This window comes from Streptoalloteichus tenebrarius (genome assembly GCF_024171885.1).
Lineage (GTDB): Bacteria > Actinomycetota > Actinomycetes > Mycobacteriales > Pseudonocardiaceae > Streptoalloteichus > Streptoalloteichus tenebrarius.
The window spans coordinates 1-14,858 of record NZ_JAMTCP010000077.1 but is presented as its reverse complement, the minus strand read 5'-3'; the positions used below and the strand labels follow the sequence as shown (position 1 = coordinate 14,858).

Below are 14,858 nucleotides of genomic sequence, written 5' to 3'. Positions count from 1 at the left end.
TGCTACCGCTCACACGTGTGGCGGGACTGCCTGGCCACGAACGGGATCGTCCACCACCGCACCCGCCCGCGCCGGCCAGGAGACCAACGGCAAGGCCGAACGGTTCAACCGCGCTCTGATCACCGAGTGGGCCCACGCCCGTCCCCACCGGTCAGCAACCGGACGCCGTGGGGCACTGCCGCGATGGCCGCACACCGACTATCACCACCACGGTCACAGCCCACTCGGAGGCCTCTCACCCGCCAGCCGCGTCCCCAACCTCACAGGACAGAACACCTAGGTGTGTTGTCCCGAGAGGTTGCGAACGGCCCGACACGTAGCCGGATGATCGTGAAATGAGGGAGGGCCTCCGGGTTCGGTGGATTGCGTCTTCACCCACCAAGCCACAGCAGGCCCTCATTCCTCACGCTCACCCACCACCGACCGGGTTGGGCCGGCGCGCGTCCTGCCTGGTATGTCGCCGACGACGGATGGCCGCTTCGCGTGGCCGCGCAACGCTTCCCGGTCGCGGTCAGCACCGAGCGGCCACAAGGGGCCGGTCGCTACCACGAAGGAGAGCCCGGCAGGCATGACCGACCGGCCCTCACGCCCGCACACCAGCCGCGCATCGGGTCCTCGTGCGCGACGGCCTGGCCCGGCCTTCGGCGCCTGGACCGGGCCACCAGCGAGCCGACCCGCCGCGACACCACGCGTCCGGCGACCTGGCGCACGTCGACATCTAGGAACTGGGCAGCATTCCCGACGGCGGCGGTCACCAGGGTCCTCGGACGCGTAGGGGGCCTGCGCCACCGTTCCGCGCACCACGATCCGAGCCGGCCAGGAGACCAACGGCAAGGTCGAACGGTTCATCCGCACTCTGATCAACGAGTAGGCCCATGCCCGTCCCCACCGGTCAGCAACCGGACGCCGTGCGGCACTGCCGCGATGGCCGCACACCGATCCATCCCCACCACGGTCACAGCGCACTCGGAGGCCTCTCACCCGCCAGCCGCGTTCCTCACCTCTCGGGACAGCACACCTAGGTGCTCTTGTCATGTCCTCTCCTCGCCGGGTCGGCCGCATGACGACGCGATGACCTGAGTCATCGGTCGTGGTCGACGTGTGCTGTGGCTTGTGGACGGTGGGCGCGGTCGTGTCGCTGTTCCTCGTCTGGCCGGTCCTTGCCCTGCTGCGGGAGGACGCCCTCAACGAGGCGCGCAGGGGATGGGGCGTCACGGAGACGGACAGGTTGTGGGCGGAGCTGAGGCCCGACCTCGTCCTCGCGGGTCTTCCCGTCGTCGCGTTCCTCGTCGGTGGCTGGCGATCCGGATGAAGCGCGGTCGGGCGTGGGCGCGCGTGGCGCTGTCGCTGGTCGCCGCCGTCCTCGTCCTGGCGGCTCTCCCCGTGCTCCCGGCTCGGTCTCTGGTCGTTGCACGTCCTCGGTGTGTTGGGAGCGACGTCGTTGATGTACCTCCCGGCCGAGGGCGACTGCTCCCGCGCGGCGCGCCGTCCGGTGTCCTGATCCCTCGCCGCGCCTCTTCCCGCCAGGGGTCGACAGTCAGGATCTCAGGAGCCGATGCCGCCGAGGGCGCGCAGGACAACTCGGCCGATCATCCACTGTGGAGCGTGCGCCAGCAGGCCGTCCCGGACGTCGACGGCCACCGGGTGACGGAGTCGGTGGAGGGCGGCGGCGAGCCAGGTCCGCCGGGCCGCGCGGTTGGCCTGAGGGCGGCGGACCTGGTCGTAGGCCGCCAGCGCCTCGTCGAGACGGGATTTGGCGCGCAGCGCCAGCTCCAGGATCACCGCGTCCGCCAGTGCCTGGCCCGCGCCCTGCCCGAGCACGGGCGACGCGCCACGGGCGGCGTCGCCGAGCAGGGCGATCCTGCCCCGGACGTACCGCCGGGGCAGGGGGAACAGGCCCTCGACCGGGCGCTGGACCGGCGGGTGGTCCTCGGCCGCGGCGAGGATCTCGGGCACGGGCGCCGGCCACCGCGCGAACCACTCGTGCGGGACGGGGGCGAGGTCGCGCCCGGGGTCGCCGGTCGGGGCCACGGCGTACCAGGCGAGACCACCGCCGGGCAGCGGCGCGACCCCGAACACCTCGCCCCGGCCCCACATCTCGCCGTGCCACTCCGGCCGCACGCGTCCCGGAGGGAGGAGGCCGTGCCAACTCGTCGCGCCCAGGTGGCGGACCCGGGGCCGGTCGTCCACCTCCGGTCCCAGCACGCCGCGCGGCCCGTCCGCCGCGACCACCAGGCCGGTCAGGTGGTCGACTCCGTCGGCACACCGGACCACCACCCGGGTCGAGGTCTCCCTGACCCCGATGACCTGGGCCGACGGCACCACGTGCTCGGGGCCGAGCGCCCGCAGCAACCCGCGGCGGACCTCGTCGAGCGGCAGGACGGCGGGCGCGGCGCCGCTGGCCACCAGCGGGTCGAAGCTCACGAGGAGGCGGCCCGAGCGGTCGAACACCCCGGAGCCCGGAGGCCACGGAGCGCGGGGCAGGGGTTCGCACCGCGGGCACAGCTCCTCCAGCGCCGCGAACGCCCCGGGCCAGAGCGCGACGGGCGTGTCGGCGATGTCGGGCGTAGTGGCCGTGTCCGCTGTGTCGGTGGCTGTGATGGCCGTGTCAGTGTGGGCCGCGTCGGTCCCGCCCCGGTCGTCCGCGCGGTCGTCGGCCTGGTCGAGCACCCGGACCCGCCAGCCCGCGCGCCGGAGTCCGAGGCCGGCCGCGAGGCCGCCCAGTCCCGCTCCGACGACGACGGCGTCCACACCACGACCGTAGTGACCCTCCGTCGTCGCCGCACCGGTCCGATTCGCTCGTTCGTCCGCTGGTGACTGTGCGCGATCTTGTGCGAATCTGCGTCCGATCACCCAATTTCGCGCAGATTCGCCCGATTCGCCCGGGAGGCGACATGGTCGAGCGTCCGGACCCGGAAAGCCAGGTGTCCCGACGGACGTTGTTCCGGACCGGCGTCGTGGCCGGCGCCGCCCTGGGCGTGGGCGGCCTGCCGGGCTTCGCGTCGGCCGCCGACCCCCTCTCCGGCGTCGGTGAGGACGAGCGCTCGTGGCCGGCGCCCCAGGGCGCGTCGATGATCGACGTGCCGTACGAGCGGCACGAACACGTGCGCGTCGGCGTGATCGGCCTGGGCAACCGGGGGCTGGGCATGATCCCGCTGTTCCTGGCCGTGCCGGGAACCAAGGTCACGGCGGTGTGCGACACCAACCCGGAGGCCGTGCGCCGCGCGGTGCGACAGGTGCGGGACGCCGGACACCCCGAACCCGCCCCGTACGCCGGGGGCGACCACGACTTCGAGAAGCTCTGCGCCCGCGACGACGTCGACCTCGTGTACGTGGCCACCCCGTGGGAGTGGCACGCGCCGATGGCGCTGGCCGCCCTCCGCAACGGCAAGCACGTCGGCGTCGAGTGCCCGCTGGCCATGACCCTGCGCGAGCTGTGGGAGCTGGTCGACGCCTCGGAGCGGCACCGCCGCCACTGCATCCAACTGGAGAACTGCTGTTACGGCCGCAACGAGCTGCGCGTGCTGCGCATGGTGCACGAGGGCAGGTTCGGCGAGCTACTGCACGGAGCCGGCGCATACATCCACGACCTGCGGGAACTGATGTTCTCCGACACCTACTACGCCGGTGAGTGGCGTCGGACCTGGCACACGAGGATCAACGGCGACCTCTACCCCACCCACGGCCTCGGCCCCGTCGCCAACTACATGGACGTCAACCGGGGCGACCGCCTGGTGCGGATGACCGCCATGAGCACCCCCGCGCTCGGCCTCGCCGAGTACCGCCAGCAGCACGAGCAGCCGGGGGACTCCTCCTGGCGCGAGCGCTACGTCAAGGGCGACACCACGATGAGCCTGATCCAGACGGCGCGCGGCAGGGTGATCCGCCTCCAGCACACCGTGTCCAACCCCCATCCGTACAGCCGGCTCAACCAGATCGCCGGCACGAAGGGCGTGTTCGAGGACTACCCGCCCCGGATCTACCTGGAGCCCGACCACTCCGGGGACCGCTGGGCCGACTTCGACGACTACGCGCGCTACGACCACTGGTTGTGGACCGACGTCGGCCCGGGTCCCGGCGGCCACGGCGGCATGGACTACCTGATGCTCTACCGCACGATCCAGACCATGCGGTTGGGCCTCGTCCCCGACATCGACGTCTACGACTCCGCCACGTGGAGCGCCCCGGTCGCGCTCAGCGCCGAGTCGATCCGGCGGGGCGGCGCGCCCGTGCCGTTCCCGGACTTCACGCGGGGTCGCTGGCGGCAGTCCCGCGCCGGCGTCGACCGCCCCAAGCCGGCCTGACGCACGACCGAGGAGGAGGTCCGGCGACGACGCGTCCCACCCCCGGAGCGTGACCGCGACGATCGCGGCCCCGTCTCCGTGGCGGAACGCGTCGTCAATGCCGACCTCCCAGCTCGATCGAGACGACGCCGCCGATCACCAGCGCGATGCCGGCCGCCTGGACCCAGGTGAGACCGTCGCCGAGGAGGAGCGCGCCGATCAGGGCCACGGCGCAGACCCCGAGCGCGGCCCAGATCGCGTAGGCCACGCCGATGCCCATGCCGGCCCTCAGCGCCAGGGACAACAGGAAGTAGGCGCTGACGACCCCGACCACCGTCACGGTCGTCGGCAGGAGCCTGGTGAACCCGTCGGAGAAGCGGGTGGCGATCGCGCCGATCACCTCGGCGACGACGGCGCCGAAGAGGAACAGGTACGCCATGGGAACACTCCCTCGCGCGTGCCCGCTGGCGGTCCCCAGGCGACGCGCAGCGGGCGACGGGCAACGAGATGGGCGCGGGACCACCTCGTTGGCGATCTGGTCGACAAGGTTGTGGGCATTTCCAACATCTGTCGCGTCGTGAGCCGCCCACCGCTGGTCCCTGGGGCCGAGCTGACCCCGGGAGCGAACGCCCCTCGGCTGGTCGGCGACACCGGACGGCGGCGACCCACCACGTGTCAGCAAGGGGTTCCCGCGTCGTCGACAGATCAGCCACACCACGCGGACCGGTGGGCGGATCTTTCCGCCCGATCCCCGTCGAGGCGGTGTGACGGTGACGCGAACACTGCGAGACTGGCCCGGTGACCGGTATCGACGGGGTCCTGCTGCGCGCCGCCGAACTCACCCGCTCCGGTCAGCACGCGGAGGCCGTGCGGCTGTTGCGGCCCGTCGTCCGGTCGCACCCGGACCACGCACTGGCCTGGTGCCACCTCGCCGCCGCGCTCCTGGACGACGGGCAGCACGAGGCGGCGCTGAACGCCGCCCGCAGGGCGGCCGTGGTCGACGCGACGCTGGAGTGGGCCCACCGCCTGGCCAGCCTCGCGCTGACCGAGCTGGGCCGCCCCGCCGAGGCGGTGCTGGCCGCCAGGGAGGCGGCCCGGCTGAAACCGGGGGAGTGGCGGTGCCAGGTCGCGTTGGCCGAGGCGCTGGTCGCCGACGGCCGGGCCGGCGCGCCCGAGGCCGTCGACGCCGCCCGCGAGGCGGTGCGGCTCGCCCCGCACGAGGCGCGCCCGCGCGAGGTCCTCGGCGACGTCGCGTTGGCCGGTCGCCGCCTCGACGACGCCGAGCACGCCTACCGCGACGCGCTGCGGATCGACCCCGGCAGCGAGCACGCGGGCCTGAACCTGGCCATGGTCCAGCGCCTGCGCGGCGGCGCGAACGGGCACGCGCCGGGCCGCCCGACCCTCGGGTTCGAGGCCGCGGCGTGGGCGCTGCTGCGCCGGGTCGCGCTCGCCCAGGGCGTCGGCGGGCTCGCGTTGTTGTTCGCGGGGTACCCCAGGCCCGAGCAGGGCCTGGCCTGGTTCGGGCTCCTGCTGTGCGTCGCCGTCGCCGCCCTCGTCCTGGCGTTCGGCCGGCGCGTGCCGCCGACCGTGCTGCGCGACGTTCCCCGGCTCCTGCCGCGCCGGCCCCTGCTGGGCCTCGCCGTGGTCCTGCTCGGGATCGGGTTCGGCCTGCTGGTCGCCTGGTCGGTGGTGCACGCGTTCTGGCCGCTGTCCATCCAGCCCGTGGCCGTCTCCTGGCTGGCCACCGCCCTGGCCGCCGTGGCGGTGCTGGGCAACCGCGCCGCCACCCGCCCGCGCGGCGACCGTCCCCGCGCCTGACCAGGGCCGACCCGTCGCTCGGCGGGCTACCCTCGACGCACCAGGACCGAGGGGGCGCCGACCGAGGAAGGCGCGTCGTGGCGCGAGGTGACCGCGCGGCCCGGTGCCCGCTCGCCCGCCGGGCGGCGGCACGTCGCGGCTTCGCTGGTCACGACTGGCTGTCCCCGGCGTGCGCGGCGCTCGTCGCGCCGGTCCGCGGCCGGGTGGTCGGGTTCGGCGCGGGGACCACCGCCACCCTGCGCCACTACGGCCCGCCGCGCTGCCTGGTCGTCGTCGAACCCGATCCCGGGGTCGGCGTCGAGATCGACCACGAGGCCAGCGCCCTCCGCCTGCCCGTGACCGTCCTCGCGGCCCGACCGGAACGACTGCCCCTGCCCAGCGACGCCTTCGACGTCGTCGTGAGCGCCCTGGCGCTCTGCTCGGTCGCCGACCAGGCGGCGGCCCTGGCCGAGGCCCGCCGGGTGCTCGCCCCGTGGGGCCGCCTGGTGTTCCTGGAGCACATCCGGTCCGTCGGCCTCCCCGGCCGGCTCCAGGACCTGGCCGCGCCGCTGTGGTCCCGCCTCGCGGGCGGCTGCCGCCCCGACCGCCGCACCCTGCCCGCGATCACGGCCGCGGGGTTCCAGATCACCGAACTGGAGATCGTCGACGCGCGGGGGCGGTCGCTCGCCGCGCCCGTCGTGCGCGGCGTCGCCACCCCGCCCGACCAGCGGTTCGCGCGCGAGGCGCGGTGGCTGCGCGGCGAACGGACGTGACATCGATCACCCAGGACCCCGACGAGCAGCCGGTTTCGGCTGATCTGGCACGGTGGAGGCAACCCCCGGCCCGGCCGCGGCGCCTTTACGGGTGGGAGTGTTGGGGTCCGTCGGCGGGTAACGCCGGGACCGCGGGGTGGTGTCCGATCAACCGGGTGTCGGGCCCGGGTCGGTCGTCTGGTGTGCGTGGAAGGGGATGTGCGGACGGTGCGTGTCGCACGGACGTCGGGGATGGCGAAACTCCTGGGACTCTGCGTGGTCGCGGGTGTGCTCGTGGCCGCGATGTTGTTCCCGGTCTTCGGCGGGTTGGGGCTGGCGTCCAACCAGGCCGCCGAGACGGTGGACAAGGTCTCGGCCGACCTGGTCAGCGTCGACCCGCCGCTGTTGACCACGATCACCGACAAGGACGGGAACCCGATCGCCTACCTGTACGACCAGGACCGGGTGATCGTCGGCGCCGACAAGATCAACGACACCATGAAGGCCGCGATCGTCGCGATCGAGGACCACCGGTTCTTCGACCACAACGGCGTCGACTGGCAGGGCACCATGCGCGCCATGGTGAAGAACGCCGCGTCGGACGAGATCACCGGCGGCGGCTCCTCCCTCACCCAGCAGTACGTCAAGAACTACCTGGCGTTCGTGGTCGCCAAGGACGCCAAGGACCCGCAGTACAAGAAGGCGATCGAGCAGACCCCGGCGCGCAAGCTCAAGGAGATCCGCATCGCCCTCGACCTGGAGCGCAAGCTCTCCAAGGACGAGATCCTCACCCGGTACCTGAACATCGTCCCGTTCCCGTACCAGATCTACGGCGTGGCCGAGGCCTCCCGCGCGTTCTTCGACACCTCCCCGGACAAGCTGGAGATCCACCAGGCCGCGCTGCTGGCCGCCATGGTCAACATGCCCGGCGTGCTGAACCCGGTGACCAACCCCGAGGGCGCGAAGAAGCGGCGCGACATCGTCATCGACAAGATGGCCGAGAACAAGATGCTCAGCCGGGACGACGAGGAGAACCGGCGGCTGGCCGAGGAGTACAAGGCCAAGGGCCTCGGCGTCCTGCCCGAGCTGAACCTCCGCAACAACGGCTGCGTCGGCGCCGGCCCCACCGACGGCTTCTTCTGCGAGTACGCCCTGAGCTACCTGAAGAAGGCCGGCCTGGACATGGACCAGGTCAAGCGCGGCGGCTACACGATCAGGACCACGCTGGACAAGAAGGCCAGCACCGAGGCCAAGAAGGCCGCCGAGGCCACCGTGTCCAAGACCACCAGGGGCGTCGCCAACACCATGGCGATCATCGAGCCCGGTCAGGACCGGCACAAGGTGCGCGCGCTCGTCGCCAACCGGGACTTCGGCAACGACGCGGACAAGGGCCAGAGCTCCTACGAGCTGCCCAGCCAGGTCACGCCGTTCGGCGCCGGCTCGATCTTCAAGATCTTCACCGCCGCGGCGTACATGCAGCAGAAGAACGCCGGCATCAGCCGACAGGTCGCCGTCCCCGAGACCTACACCTCCCCCGTCTTCAAGGACGGTGGCCGCCCGTGGACGGTCAAGAACGCCACCGCCCCCATGGGCAGCACCACCATCCAGGGCGCGCTCGCGCACTCCCCGAACACCCCCTTCGTGAAGCTGGAGGAGGAGGCCGGGCTGAAGAACGTCGTCGACATGGCCTACAAGCTCGGCATGCGGGAGAGCCTGAAGGAGGTCAACACCCAGGGCCAGCACCGCAAGGCCGGTGACAACTCCTGGATGAGCGTGTACGACCGGACCGTCAAGGAAAACAACGGGTCGTTCACCCTCGGCGTGACCCCGGCCAGCGCGCTGGAGCTGTCCAACGTCGGCGCGACGATCATGAGCGACGGCAGGTGGTGCCCGCCCTCGCCGATCGAGCAGATCCTGGACCGCAACGGCAGGCCCGTGCCGATCCAGGAGGCCCCCTGCGAGCAGGTGGTCGAGCCCGCCCTCGCCCGCTCCCTGGCCCAGGGCATGAGCCAGGACTCGGTCGTCGGCACCGCCAAGAACGCCGCCGCGGCGAACGGCTGGTCGAGGCCGATGATCGGCAAGACCGGCACCACCGAGAACCACTGGTCCTCCGGCTTCCTCGGCGCCACCCGCGACTACTCCGGCGCCGTCCTGGTCTTCACCGACGGGGTCGCGCCGCAGGTGATCTGCCACAGCCCCGTGCGGCTCTGCGGTCAGGCGGGCACGGGCGCGTACGGCGGTGACATCGCGGCGCCCACCTGGTTCAAGGCGATGGGGCCGTTGCACGCGGACAAGCCGGACCGCGGCCTCCCCGAGGCCGACCCGCGCTACCGGTAGGCATCCGGCGACCCGGCGTTCGGCGACCAGGCGTTCGGCGCCGCACCCTCCAGGGTGCGGCGCCGACGTCGTTCCGGGGGCGGCTCGTCCCTGCTCCTCCGACCCTCTTCTGACCCTCCGACGCCGGCGCGACGGCCCAGCGGTCAGGCTCGATCAGTGGATGACAGGGGATGATCAGGCGTTGGCCTGGTCGAGCAGGTCCAGCACCTCCTCGTCGGTGGTCTGCCCGAAGTCCTGGTACCAGCGGCCCACCGCCCGGAAGTCCACCGGTTCGGCGGCACACAGCACGAGGTCCGCCTCCGACCGCAACGCCGACGCCGAGTCCGGCGCGCACACCGGCGCGGTGAACACCAGCCGCAGCGGCCGCTCCTCCCGCAGCCCGCGCAGCGCCGCCCTGGCCGTCACCCCCGTCGCGAGGCCGTCGTCCACGACCAGCACGTCCCTGCCGGCCAGCGGCACCCCGCGCCGCCCCGCCCGGTACAGCTCCAGCCGACGTCGGGCCTCGGCGCGCTCCCGCTCGCAGACGTCCCGCAGGTCCTCCGCCCGCAGCCGCAGCATGGCCAGGCTCGCGGTGTCGTAGATCGGCGGGCCGTCCACGGTGACCGCGCCGACGCCGAACTCCGGCTGGAACGGCGCGCCGATCTTGCGGGCGACCACCACGTCCAGCGGCGCGCCCAGCGCGCGGGCGATCTCGAAGGCGACCGGGACCCCGCCCCTGGGCAACCCGAGCACGACCGGGTCCGTCCACTCCATCCGCACGAGCTGCGCGGCCAGGTGCCGCCCACCCGCCCTGCGGTCGTCGAACCGCGCGCTGGCCAGGGGTCCCCAGCGCATCACGCCTCCCCTACATGAACGGCTGCCGGCGCACCGGCTCCGGCGGCCGGAAGTGCCCGCCCTGCGCGGTGGCCGGGCGCGGCCCACCGCCGCCGAGGTGCTCCCGGAACCAGGCGGCGGCCAGCTCGGCCACCTTCGCCAGCGCGCCCGGCTCGCCGAACAGGTGCGAGGCGCCGGGCACGACGCTCAGCTCGTGCGGTCCGCCCAGCAGGGCGGCGGCCTGCCGGTTGAGCTGGAGCACCTGGGTGTCGTGGCCGCCCACGACCAGCAGCGTCGGCGCCCGGACCGCGGCGAGGGCCTCCCCGGCCAGGTCGGGCCGCCCGCCCCGCGAGACGACGGCGGCCACCCGGTCGGGCCGCCGCGCGGCCGCGACGAGCGCGGCGGCGGCCCCGGTGCTCGCCCCGAACAGCCCGACCGGCCGGTCGCGGGTGTTCGGCCACTCGGCGACCCGGTCCACGGCGGTGGTCAGCCGGTCGGCCAGCAACCCGATGTCGAAGCGGAGTTCGGTGGTCCGCGCGTCGACCTCCTCCTCACCGGGGGTGAGCAGGTCGAGCAGCAGCGTGGCGCAGCCGCTGTCCTGGAGTTTCTCGGCCACCGCGCGGTTGCGGGGGCTGTGCCGGGAGCTGCCGGAGCCGTGCGCGAACACCACCACCCCGGTGGCGTCGGCCGGGACGACCAGGTCGCCGGAGAGCCGGCCGGGGCCGAGCGGACCGCTGGTCTCGAGGGTCACTGGTTGGGTCATGGCGCGCACCACCTCCCGCCACCCTCCTCCGTCCGGTGTACCCCCGGCCGGTGAACCGGCAAACGCCGGCGGACCCCCGCCGTCACCCGGCAGGGGTCCGCTGGTGTGCGGGGAGCCCCGGCACGCCCCTGTGGAGGGCCGCGCTCGGAGCGCGACGCCCGTCAGCCCCGGTACGAGCCCTGCGTCTGCACGTTCAGCTCGTCCATGCGCACCCACTTGGCGATGTGCGTCCTCGGGTCGTTGAGGTCCAGCACGTCCAGGCCCTTCTGGATGTCACTGGAGTAGATGTGGCCGTTGTAGTAGTACGCCGACCAGGACCCGCCGGTGATCTTCCGGTCGGTCGACAGCGGCCCGCGCTCCCAGTAGCCGATCTCCTTCGGCCGCGCCGAGTCGGTGAAGTCCCACACCGACACGCCGCCCTGGTACCACGCCTGCACCATGATGTCGCGGCCGCGGACCGGGATCAGCGAGCCGTTGTGCGCCACGCAGTTCTCGGTCTCGGCCTGGTAGCGGGGGATCTTGAAGTAGCTGCGGAACACGAGCTTGCGCTGGTCGCCCCGGCCCACGATGTCGTAGATGCCGTCCGCGCCCCTGGTCGGCCCGGTCTTCGCGTCGCACGCCGGCGCGCCGCCCCCGCCCAGCTCGTCGGTGAACACGACCTTCGTGCCCTCGTTGTTGAAGGTCGCCGAGTGCCAGAACGCGAAGTTCCGGTCGTCCCGCACCCGCTCGAACACCCGGGGGCGTTCCCGGTCCGAGATGTCGATCAGCACGCCGTCGCCCATGCAGGCCCCCGCCGCGAGGTCCTTCTCCGGGTAGGCGGTGATGTCGTGGCACCCGGTCGTGGCGGTGACGTACGGGTCGGGGAACTGCCCCGGCCGCCCGGGGTTCCCGCCGTCGGGGAACAGCACCGGCTCGGCGACGACCGCGGCCCGCTCCGGGTGCCGCAACGGCACCTTGACGATCGAGATCTGGTCGTGCGGCGGCTGGCACCTGGGGAAGTTCGGCCGGGGGCTGTAGGAGGAGACGTACACGTACACCGACTCCCCGGCCTTGTCCGGGACGAGGGTGTGGGTGTGGGAGCCGCACTTGGTGTCGACGGCGGCGACGTAGCGCGGGTTGCGCTTGTCGCTGATGTCGAAGACCTTGATGCCCTCCCAGCCGTCCGCGTCGGCGGGAGTGCGCGGCTCGCTGGTGCAGGTGTTGTTGCTGCGCGGGTAGTCGGTGGACAGGAACAGCAGGTTTCCGTGCACCGAGATGTCGTTCTGCCCGCCGGGGCAGTGCACCTGACTGACGATCCTCGGCCTCCTCGGCCGGGAGACGTCGTAGACGACGAAGCCGTCGTAGTTGCCCACGAACGCGTGGTTGTCCGCGAAGGCGATGTCGGTGCCGAAGGCGTCCTCGTTGTCGAACGGGGCCTGCTTCGGGATGTTCGCCAGTTGCCGGATGTTCCTGCTGCTCGACACCTGGTCGACGCCGGGGATGCCGGCGCTCTCGCCCGGCTCCGCCACGGCGGGCGGCGCGAGCAGCGCGACGCCCAACGTCACCGCTCCCACGGCCGCGAGCACCCCGCGTCGTCGGCCTCTGCGTTCCTTGGTCGACATCCGTCGATCTCCCCTCACCGCGGGTGGGAAGTGCGGGCGGCGGCACCCGTCGAAGCGCAGTGTGTCCGCGTGGTCACAGGAGGCGACAGGGCCGATCGGCGGGTTTGTCCCGTCCTGGTGGTTTCGGCGGCCCCGCCGGCGTCGGTACGTTCTCGGCCTGTCCTGCCGGCGGAGCGGAGGGGGCCGGGGATGTGGTGGCGACGCGTGGTGATGGTGCTGGCGCTCGGCTCGCTGGCCGTGGGCTGCTCGGACGAGCCGCCGGAGCGGGCCACCGGGGAGTCCACCCCGCCGGTGATCGTTCCCGGTGGTCCGGGAGAGCCCGCCGCCACGCGGTCCGTCGCCCCGTCGGCGGCGCGGCCGGCGACCCGGCCGAACGCGGCGGACACCACCTACGTCCAGATGATGATCACCCATCACCGGCAGGCGCTGGACATGGCGGCGCTGGCCCCGCAACGCGCCGGCGACGAGCAGGTGCGGGGGCTGGCGGCGCGCATCAGCGACGCGCAGGGGCCGGAGATCGCGGCCATGCGGGCGTGGTTGGAGCGCACCGGGCAGGCCGAGCAGCACGGCGGGCACGACCACGCGTCCATGCCGGGGATGGCCACGCCCGAGCAGCTCGCCGCGTTGCGCGCCGCGTCCGGCGGCGAGTTCGACCGGCAGTTCCTGCGCCTGATGATCGCCCACCACGAGGGGGCGGTGACCATGGCCACCGACGTGCTGACCCGGGGCGTGGACGTGTTCGTGCAGGAGATGGCCCAGGACGTCATCGCCACCCAGACCGCCGAGATCACGCGGATGCGGGCGCTGCTCGGGGGCTGAGCCCGGTCCGCCGCGCGGGGCCGGGGGCGGCCGCCGCGTGATCTTGATCATCTTCGCCGCGCCGCCGAACGACCAGGTCAGGGGGTGTCGCGGCGGCGTTCACGCACGTCGTCGCGCCTTTCGGTCTCCTGTCGCCCGCGGTGGCGCGCCCTGGTGCGCGACTTCACCTGATCGTCCGGTTGACACCGCAAATATCTGGACATGGACATTGTCTAAACTGGCACGGTCAGCGCCGACCCACCCGGGGGAGCCTCATGTACAGCCACGAGCGCCGTGCCAGCCACCGCAGCCGCCAGACCAGGACCACCGGCAGGACCGCCAACCGCGCGACGACCCCGTCCCCGACGACCACCGGCACGCGACGCCGGGCCGCCGGCCACGACGTGCGGCCCGAGCTCCTCGTCGGCCACCTCGCCGAGCTGCTGGCGCTCAGCCACGCCCTGCTCACCACCACCCGCGGCGCGCTGCGCGGCCAGGACGAGCGCCTGCCGCGCCCCGCCCTCACCGACCAGGTCGGCGACCTGGTGGCCGCCCTGCACGACCTCTCCGCCGAGATCCAGCGCCTGTGCGAGCACTACGGGCTGCCCTCCCCCAGGGAACGGCAGGCCAGCCAGGCCGTCGGCAACGGCGGCTTCCTGCTGGAGTGGCTGGCCGCCGAGCACCTCCGCGGCCAGCAGATCGCCCGGCGCGCGCTGCTCACCGCCGCCGCCCTCGGCGAGGCCCACACCTCCGTGGTCCTCGGCCTGCGCGCGCTGGCCCACGAGCGGGCCGAGCGCCAGGCGCGGGCGGCCGTGCCCGCCGACCACGCCGGGGACCAGGGCGTCCACCAGGCATGATGCTGGTGGACGTCGGCGAGGGCGCCGGAGCCGAGCAAGTGTGGTGAGTGACGTGACAGAGGACGTGACAGAACCGGACACGGTGGGGTCGAACCCCGAGGGGTCGAACCCCGACCACACCGCCGGGCTGGTCGAGCGGATGCAGGAGGCCGGGCTCAGGGCCACCGCTCCCCGACTGGCCGTGGCCGAGGCGCTCCGCGAGATGGGCGGACACCGTACGGCCGACGACGTGCACGCCCACCTCGTGCGGGCGGGAACCAGGATTCCGCGGGCCAGTGTCTACAACGTGCTCGCCGCGCTCACCGGCGCCGGCATCTGCACGGTCGCCGACATCGGGCACGGCCCCGCGGTGTACGAGCTCGACCGGGGCTGGCACCACCACTTCGTGTGCCGCTCCTGCGGTCGGGTCTTCGACGTCGACTGCCTGGTCGGCGCCTCGCCGTGCCTCACGGCGGGGGACTCGGTCGGCGTCATCGAACAGGCGCAGGTCATCTTCCGTGGCGTGTGCGCGGACTGCCAGGAGAACAAGTGAACTTCGACGCGTTGTTGTTTCTGTCGTTCGGTGGGCCGGAGGGCCCGGAGGACGTGCGGCCGTTCCTGGAGAACGTGACCCGGGGTCGGGGTGTGCCGCCGGAGCGGCTGGAGGAGGTCGCCCAGCACTACCTGCACTTCGGGGGTGTGTCCCCGTTGAACCGGTTGAACCGGGACATCATCGGCCGGGTGGAGAAGGAGCTGGCCGGGCGGGGGATCGCGCTGCCGGTGTACTTCGGGAACCGGAACTGGCACCCGATGGTGGAGGACGCGGTGGCGGCGATGGCCGCGGACGGGGTGCGGCGGGCGTTGGTGTTCACCACCTC

The 14,858-nt window shown here is 73.1% G+C and carries 14 protein-coding genes and 2 pseudogenes; 11 read left to right on the top strand and 5 right to left on the bottom strand.

The window, feature by feature from the left end:
- The 3 genes and pseudogenes from LX15_RS31540 to LX15_RS31530 form a co-directional block, all read left to right on the top strand.
- Nucleotides 1-280, top strand: a pseudogene (locus tag LX15_RS31540) (integrase core domain-containing protein); the annotation flags it as partial.
- Between the two features lie 540 nt (nt 281-820).
- Nucleotides 821-1,022, top strand: a pseudogene (locus LX15_RS31535) (integrase core domain-containing protein); the annotation flags it as partial.
- A 98-nt stretch (nt 1,023-1,120) separates the two neighbouring features.
- Nucleotides 1,121-1,312, top strand: a complete 192-nt coding sequence (locus tag LX15_RS31530) for a hypothetical protein (protein WP_253674782.1) — start codon at nt 1,121-1,123, stop codon at nt 1,310-1,312.
- Nucleotides 1,313-1,545: 233 nt separating this feature from the next.
- Here the strand turns inward: LX15_RS31530 and LX15_RS33355 are convergent, their stop codons facing one another.
- On the bottom strand, nt 1,546-2,751 hold the full coding sequence (locus LX15_RS33355; RefSeq protein WP_253674780.1) for an FAD-dependent monooxygenase: 1,206 nt from the start codon (nt 2,749-2,751) through the stop codon (nt 1,546-1,548).
- A gap of 143 nt (nt 2,752-2,894) precedes the next feature.
- Here LX15_RS33355 and LX15_RS31520 point away from each other — a divergent pair, with 143 nt between their 5' ends.
- Nucleotides 2,895-4,304 (top strand): Gfo/Idh/MocA family protein, encoded by a 1,410-nt coding sequence (locus tag LX15_RS31520; RefSeq protein WP_253674778.1) that lies wholly within the window; start codon nt 2,895-2,897, stop codon nt 4,302-4,304.
- A gap of 94 nt (nt 4,305-4,398) precedes the next feature.
- Here LX15_RS31520 and LX15_RS31515 read toward each other — a convergent pair whose 3' ends face one another.
- Nucleotides 4,399-4,722, bottom strand: coding sequence for a DMT family transporter (locus LX15_RS31515; protein WP_253674777.1), 324 nt, complete (start codon nt 4,720-4,722; stop codon nt 4,399-4,401).
- A gap of 359 nt (nt 4,723-5,081) precedes the next feature.
- On the opposite strand from LX15_RS31515, the gene LX15_RS31510 reads away from it, so the two are divergent.
- The 3 genes from LX15_RS31510 (at nt 5,082) to LX15_RS31500 (ending at nt 9,169) form a co-directional block, all read left to right on the top strand.
- On the top strand, nt 5,082-6,101 hold the full coding sequence (locus tag LX15_RS31510; protein ID WP_253674776.1) for a tetratricopeptide repeat protein: 1,020 nt from the start codon (nt 5,082-5,084) through the stop codon (nt 6,099-6,101).
- Between the two features lie 77 nt (nt 6,102-6,178).
- Nucleotides 6,179-6,853 (top strand): class I SAM-dependent methyltransferase, encoded by a 675-nt coding sequence (locus LX15_RS31505; protein WP_253674775.1) that lies wholly within the window; start codon nt 6,179-6,181, stop codon nt 6,851-6,853.
- Nucleotides 6,854-7,084: 231 nt separating this feature from the next.
- A complete protein-coding gene (locus LX15_RS31500) occupies nt 7,085-9,169 on the top strand; it encodes a transglycosylase domain-containing protein (RefSeq protein WP_253674774.1) in 2,085 nt (694 codons plus the stop codon).
- 174 nt (nt 9,170-9,343) lie between these two features.
- Here the strand turns inward: LX15_RS31500 and LX15_RS31495 are convergent, their stop codons facing one another.
- From LX15_RS31495 to LX15_RS31485, 3 genes are all read right to left on the bottom strand, one after another.
- Entirely contained in the window at nt 9,344-10,003 is a 660-nt protein-coding gene (locus tag LX15_RS31495) for a phosphoribosyltransferase (RefSeq protein ID WP_253674773.1), read from the bottom strand.
- A gap of 10 nt (nt 10,004-10,013) precedes the next feature.
- On the bottom strand, nt 10,014-10,745 hold the full coding sequence (locus tag LX15_RS31490; protein ID WP_253674772.1) for a dienelactone hydrolase family protein: 732 nt from the start codon (nt 10,743-10,745) through the stop codon (nt 10,014-10,016).
- A 161-nt stretch (nt 10,746-10,906) separates the two neighbouring features.
- A complete protein-coding gene (locus LX15_RS31485) occupies nt 10,907-12,346 on the bottom strand; it encodes an LVIVD repeat-containing protein (RefSeq protein WP_253674771.1) in 1,440 nt (479 codons plus the stop codon).
- Between the two features lie 189 nt (nt 12,347-12,535).
- Between LX15_RS31485 and LX15_RS31480 the strand changes: the two genes are divergently transcribed.
- The 4 genes from LX15_RS31480 to LX15_RS31465 all read left to right on the top strand — a co-directional run.
- Nucleotides 12,536-13,165, top strand: a complete 630-nt coding sequence (locus tag LX15_RS31480; protein WP_253674770.1) for a DUF305 domain-containing protein — start codon at nt 12,536-12,538, stop codon at nt 13,163-13,165.
- Nucleotides 13,166-13,419: 254 nt separating this feature from the next.
- Complete coding sequence (locus tag LX15_RS31475) at nt 13,420-14,001, top strand: hypothetical protein (protein ID WP_253674769.1); 582 nt, start codon at nt 13,420-13,422, stop codon at nt 13,999-14,001.
- A gap of 52 nt (nt 14,002-14,053) precedes the next feature.
- A complete protein-coding gene (locus LX15_RS31470; RefSeq protein WP_253674768.1) occupies nt 14,054-14,533 on the top strand; it encodes a Fur family transcriptional regulator in 480 nt (159 codons plus the stop codon).
- A partial coding sequence (locus LX15_RS31465) for a ferrochelatase (protein ID WP_253674767.1) occupies nt 14,530-14,858 on the top strand: 329 nt, incomplete at its 3' end. The genes LX15_RS31470 and LX15_RS31465, both read left to right, overlap by 4 nt.

What these genes read in the sequence shown, in the direction of transcription:
- LX15_RS31520 (WP_253674778.1), top strand. Translation starts at nt 2,895, where the DNA reads ATGGTCGAGCGTCCGGACCCGGAAAGCCAGGTGTCCCGACGGACGTTG.
- LX15_RS31515 (WP_253674777.1), bottom strand. Translation starts at nt 4,722, where the DNA reads ATGGCGTACCTGTTCCTCTTCGGCGCCGTCGTCGCCGAGGTGATCGGC.
- LX15_RS31500 (WP_253674774.1), top strand. Translation starts at nt 7,085, where the DNA reads ATGGCGAAACTCCTGGGACTCTGCGTGGTCGCGGGTGTGCTCGTGGCC.
- LX15_RS31495 (WP_253674773.1), bottom strand. Translation starts at nt 10,003, where the DNA reads ATGCGCTGGGGACCCCTGGCCAGCGCGCGGTTCGACGACCGCAGGGCG.
- LX15_RS31490 (WP_253674772.1), bottom strand. Translation starts at nt 10,745, where the DNA reads ATGACCCAACCAGTGACCCTCGAGACCAGCGGTCCGCTCGGCCCCGGC.
- LX15_RS31485 (WP_253674771.1), bottom strand. Translation starts at nt 12,346, where the DNA reads ATGTCGACCAAGGAACGCAGAGGCCGACGACGCGGGGTGCTCGCGGCC.
- LX15_RS31480 (WP_253674770.1), top strand. Translation starts at nt 12,536, where the DNA reads ATGTGGTGGCGACGCGTGGTGATGGTGCTGGCGCTCGGCTCGCTGGCC.
- LX15_RS31475 (WP_253674769.1), top strand. Translation starts at nt 13,420, where the DNA reads ATGTACAGCCACGAGCGCCGTGCCAGCCACCGCAGCCGCCAGACCAGG.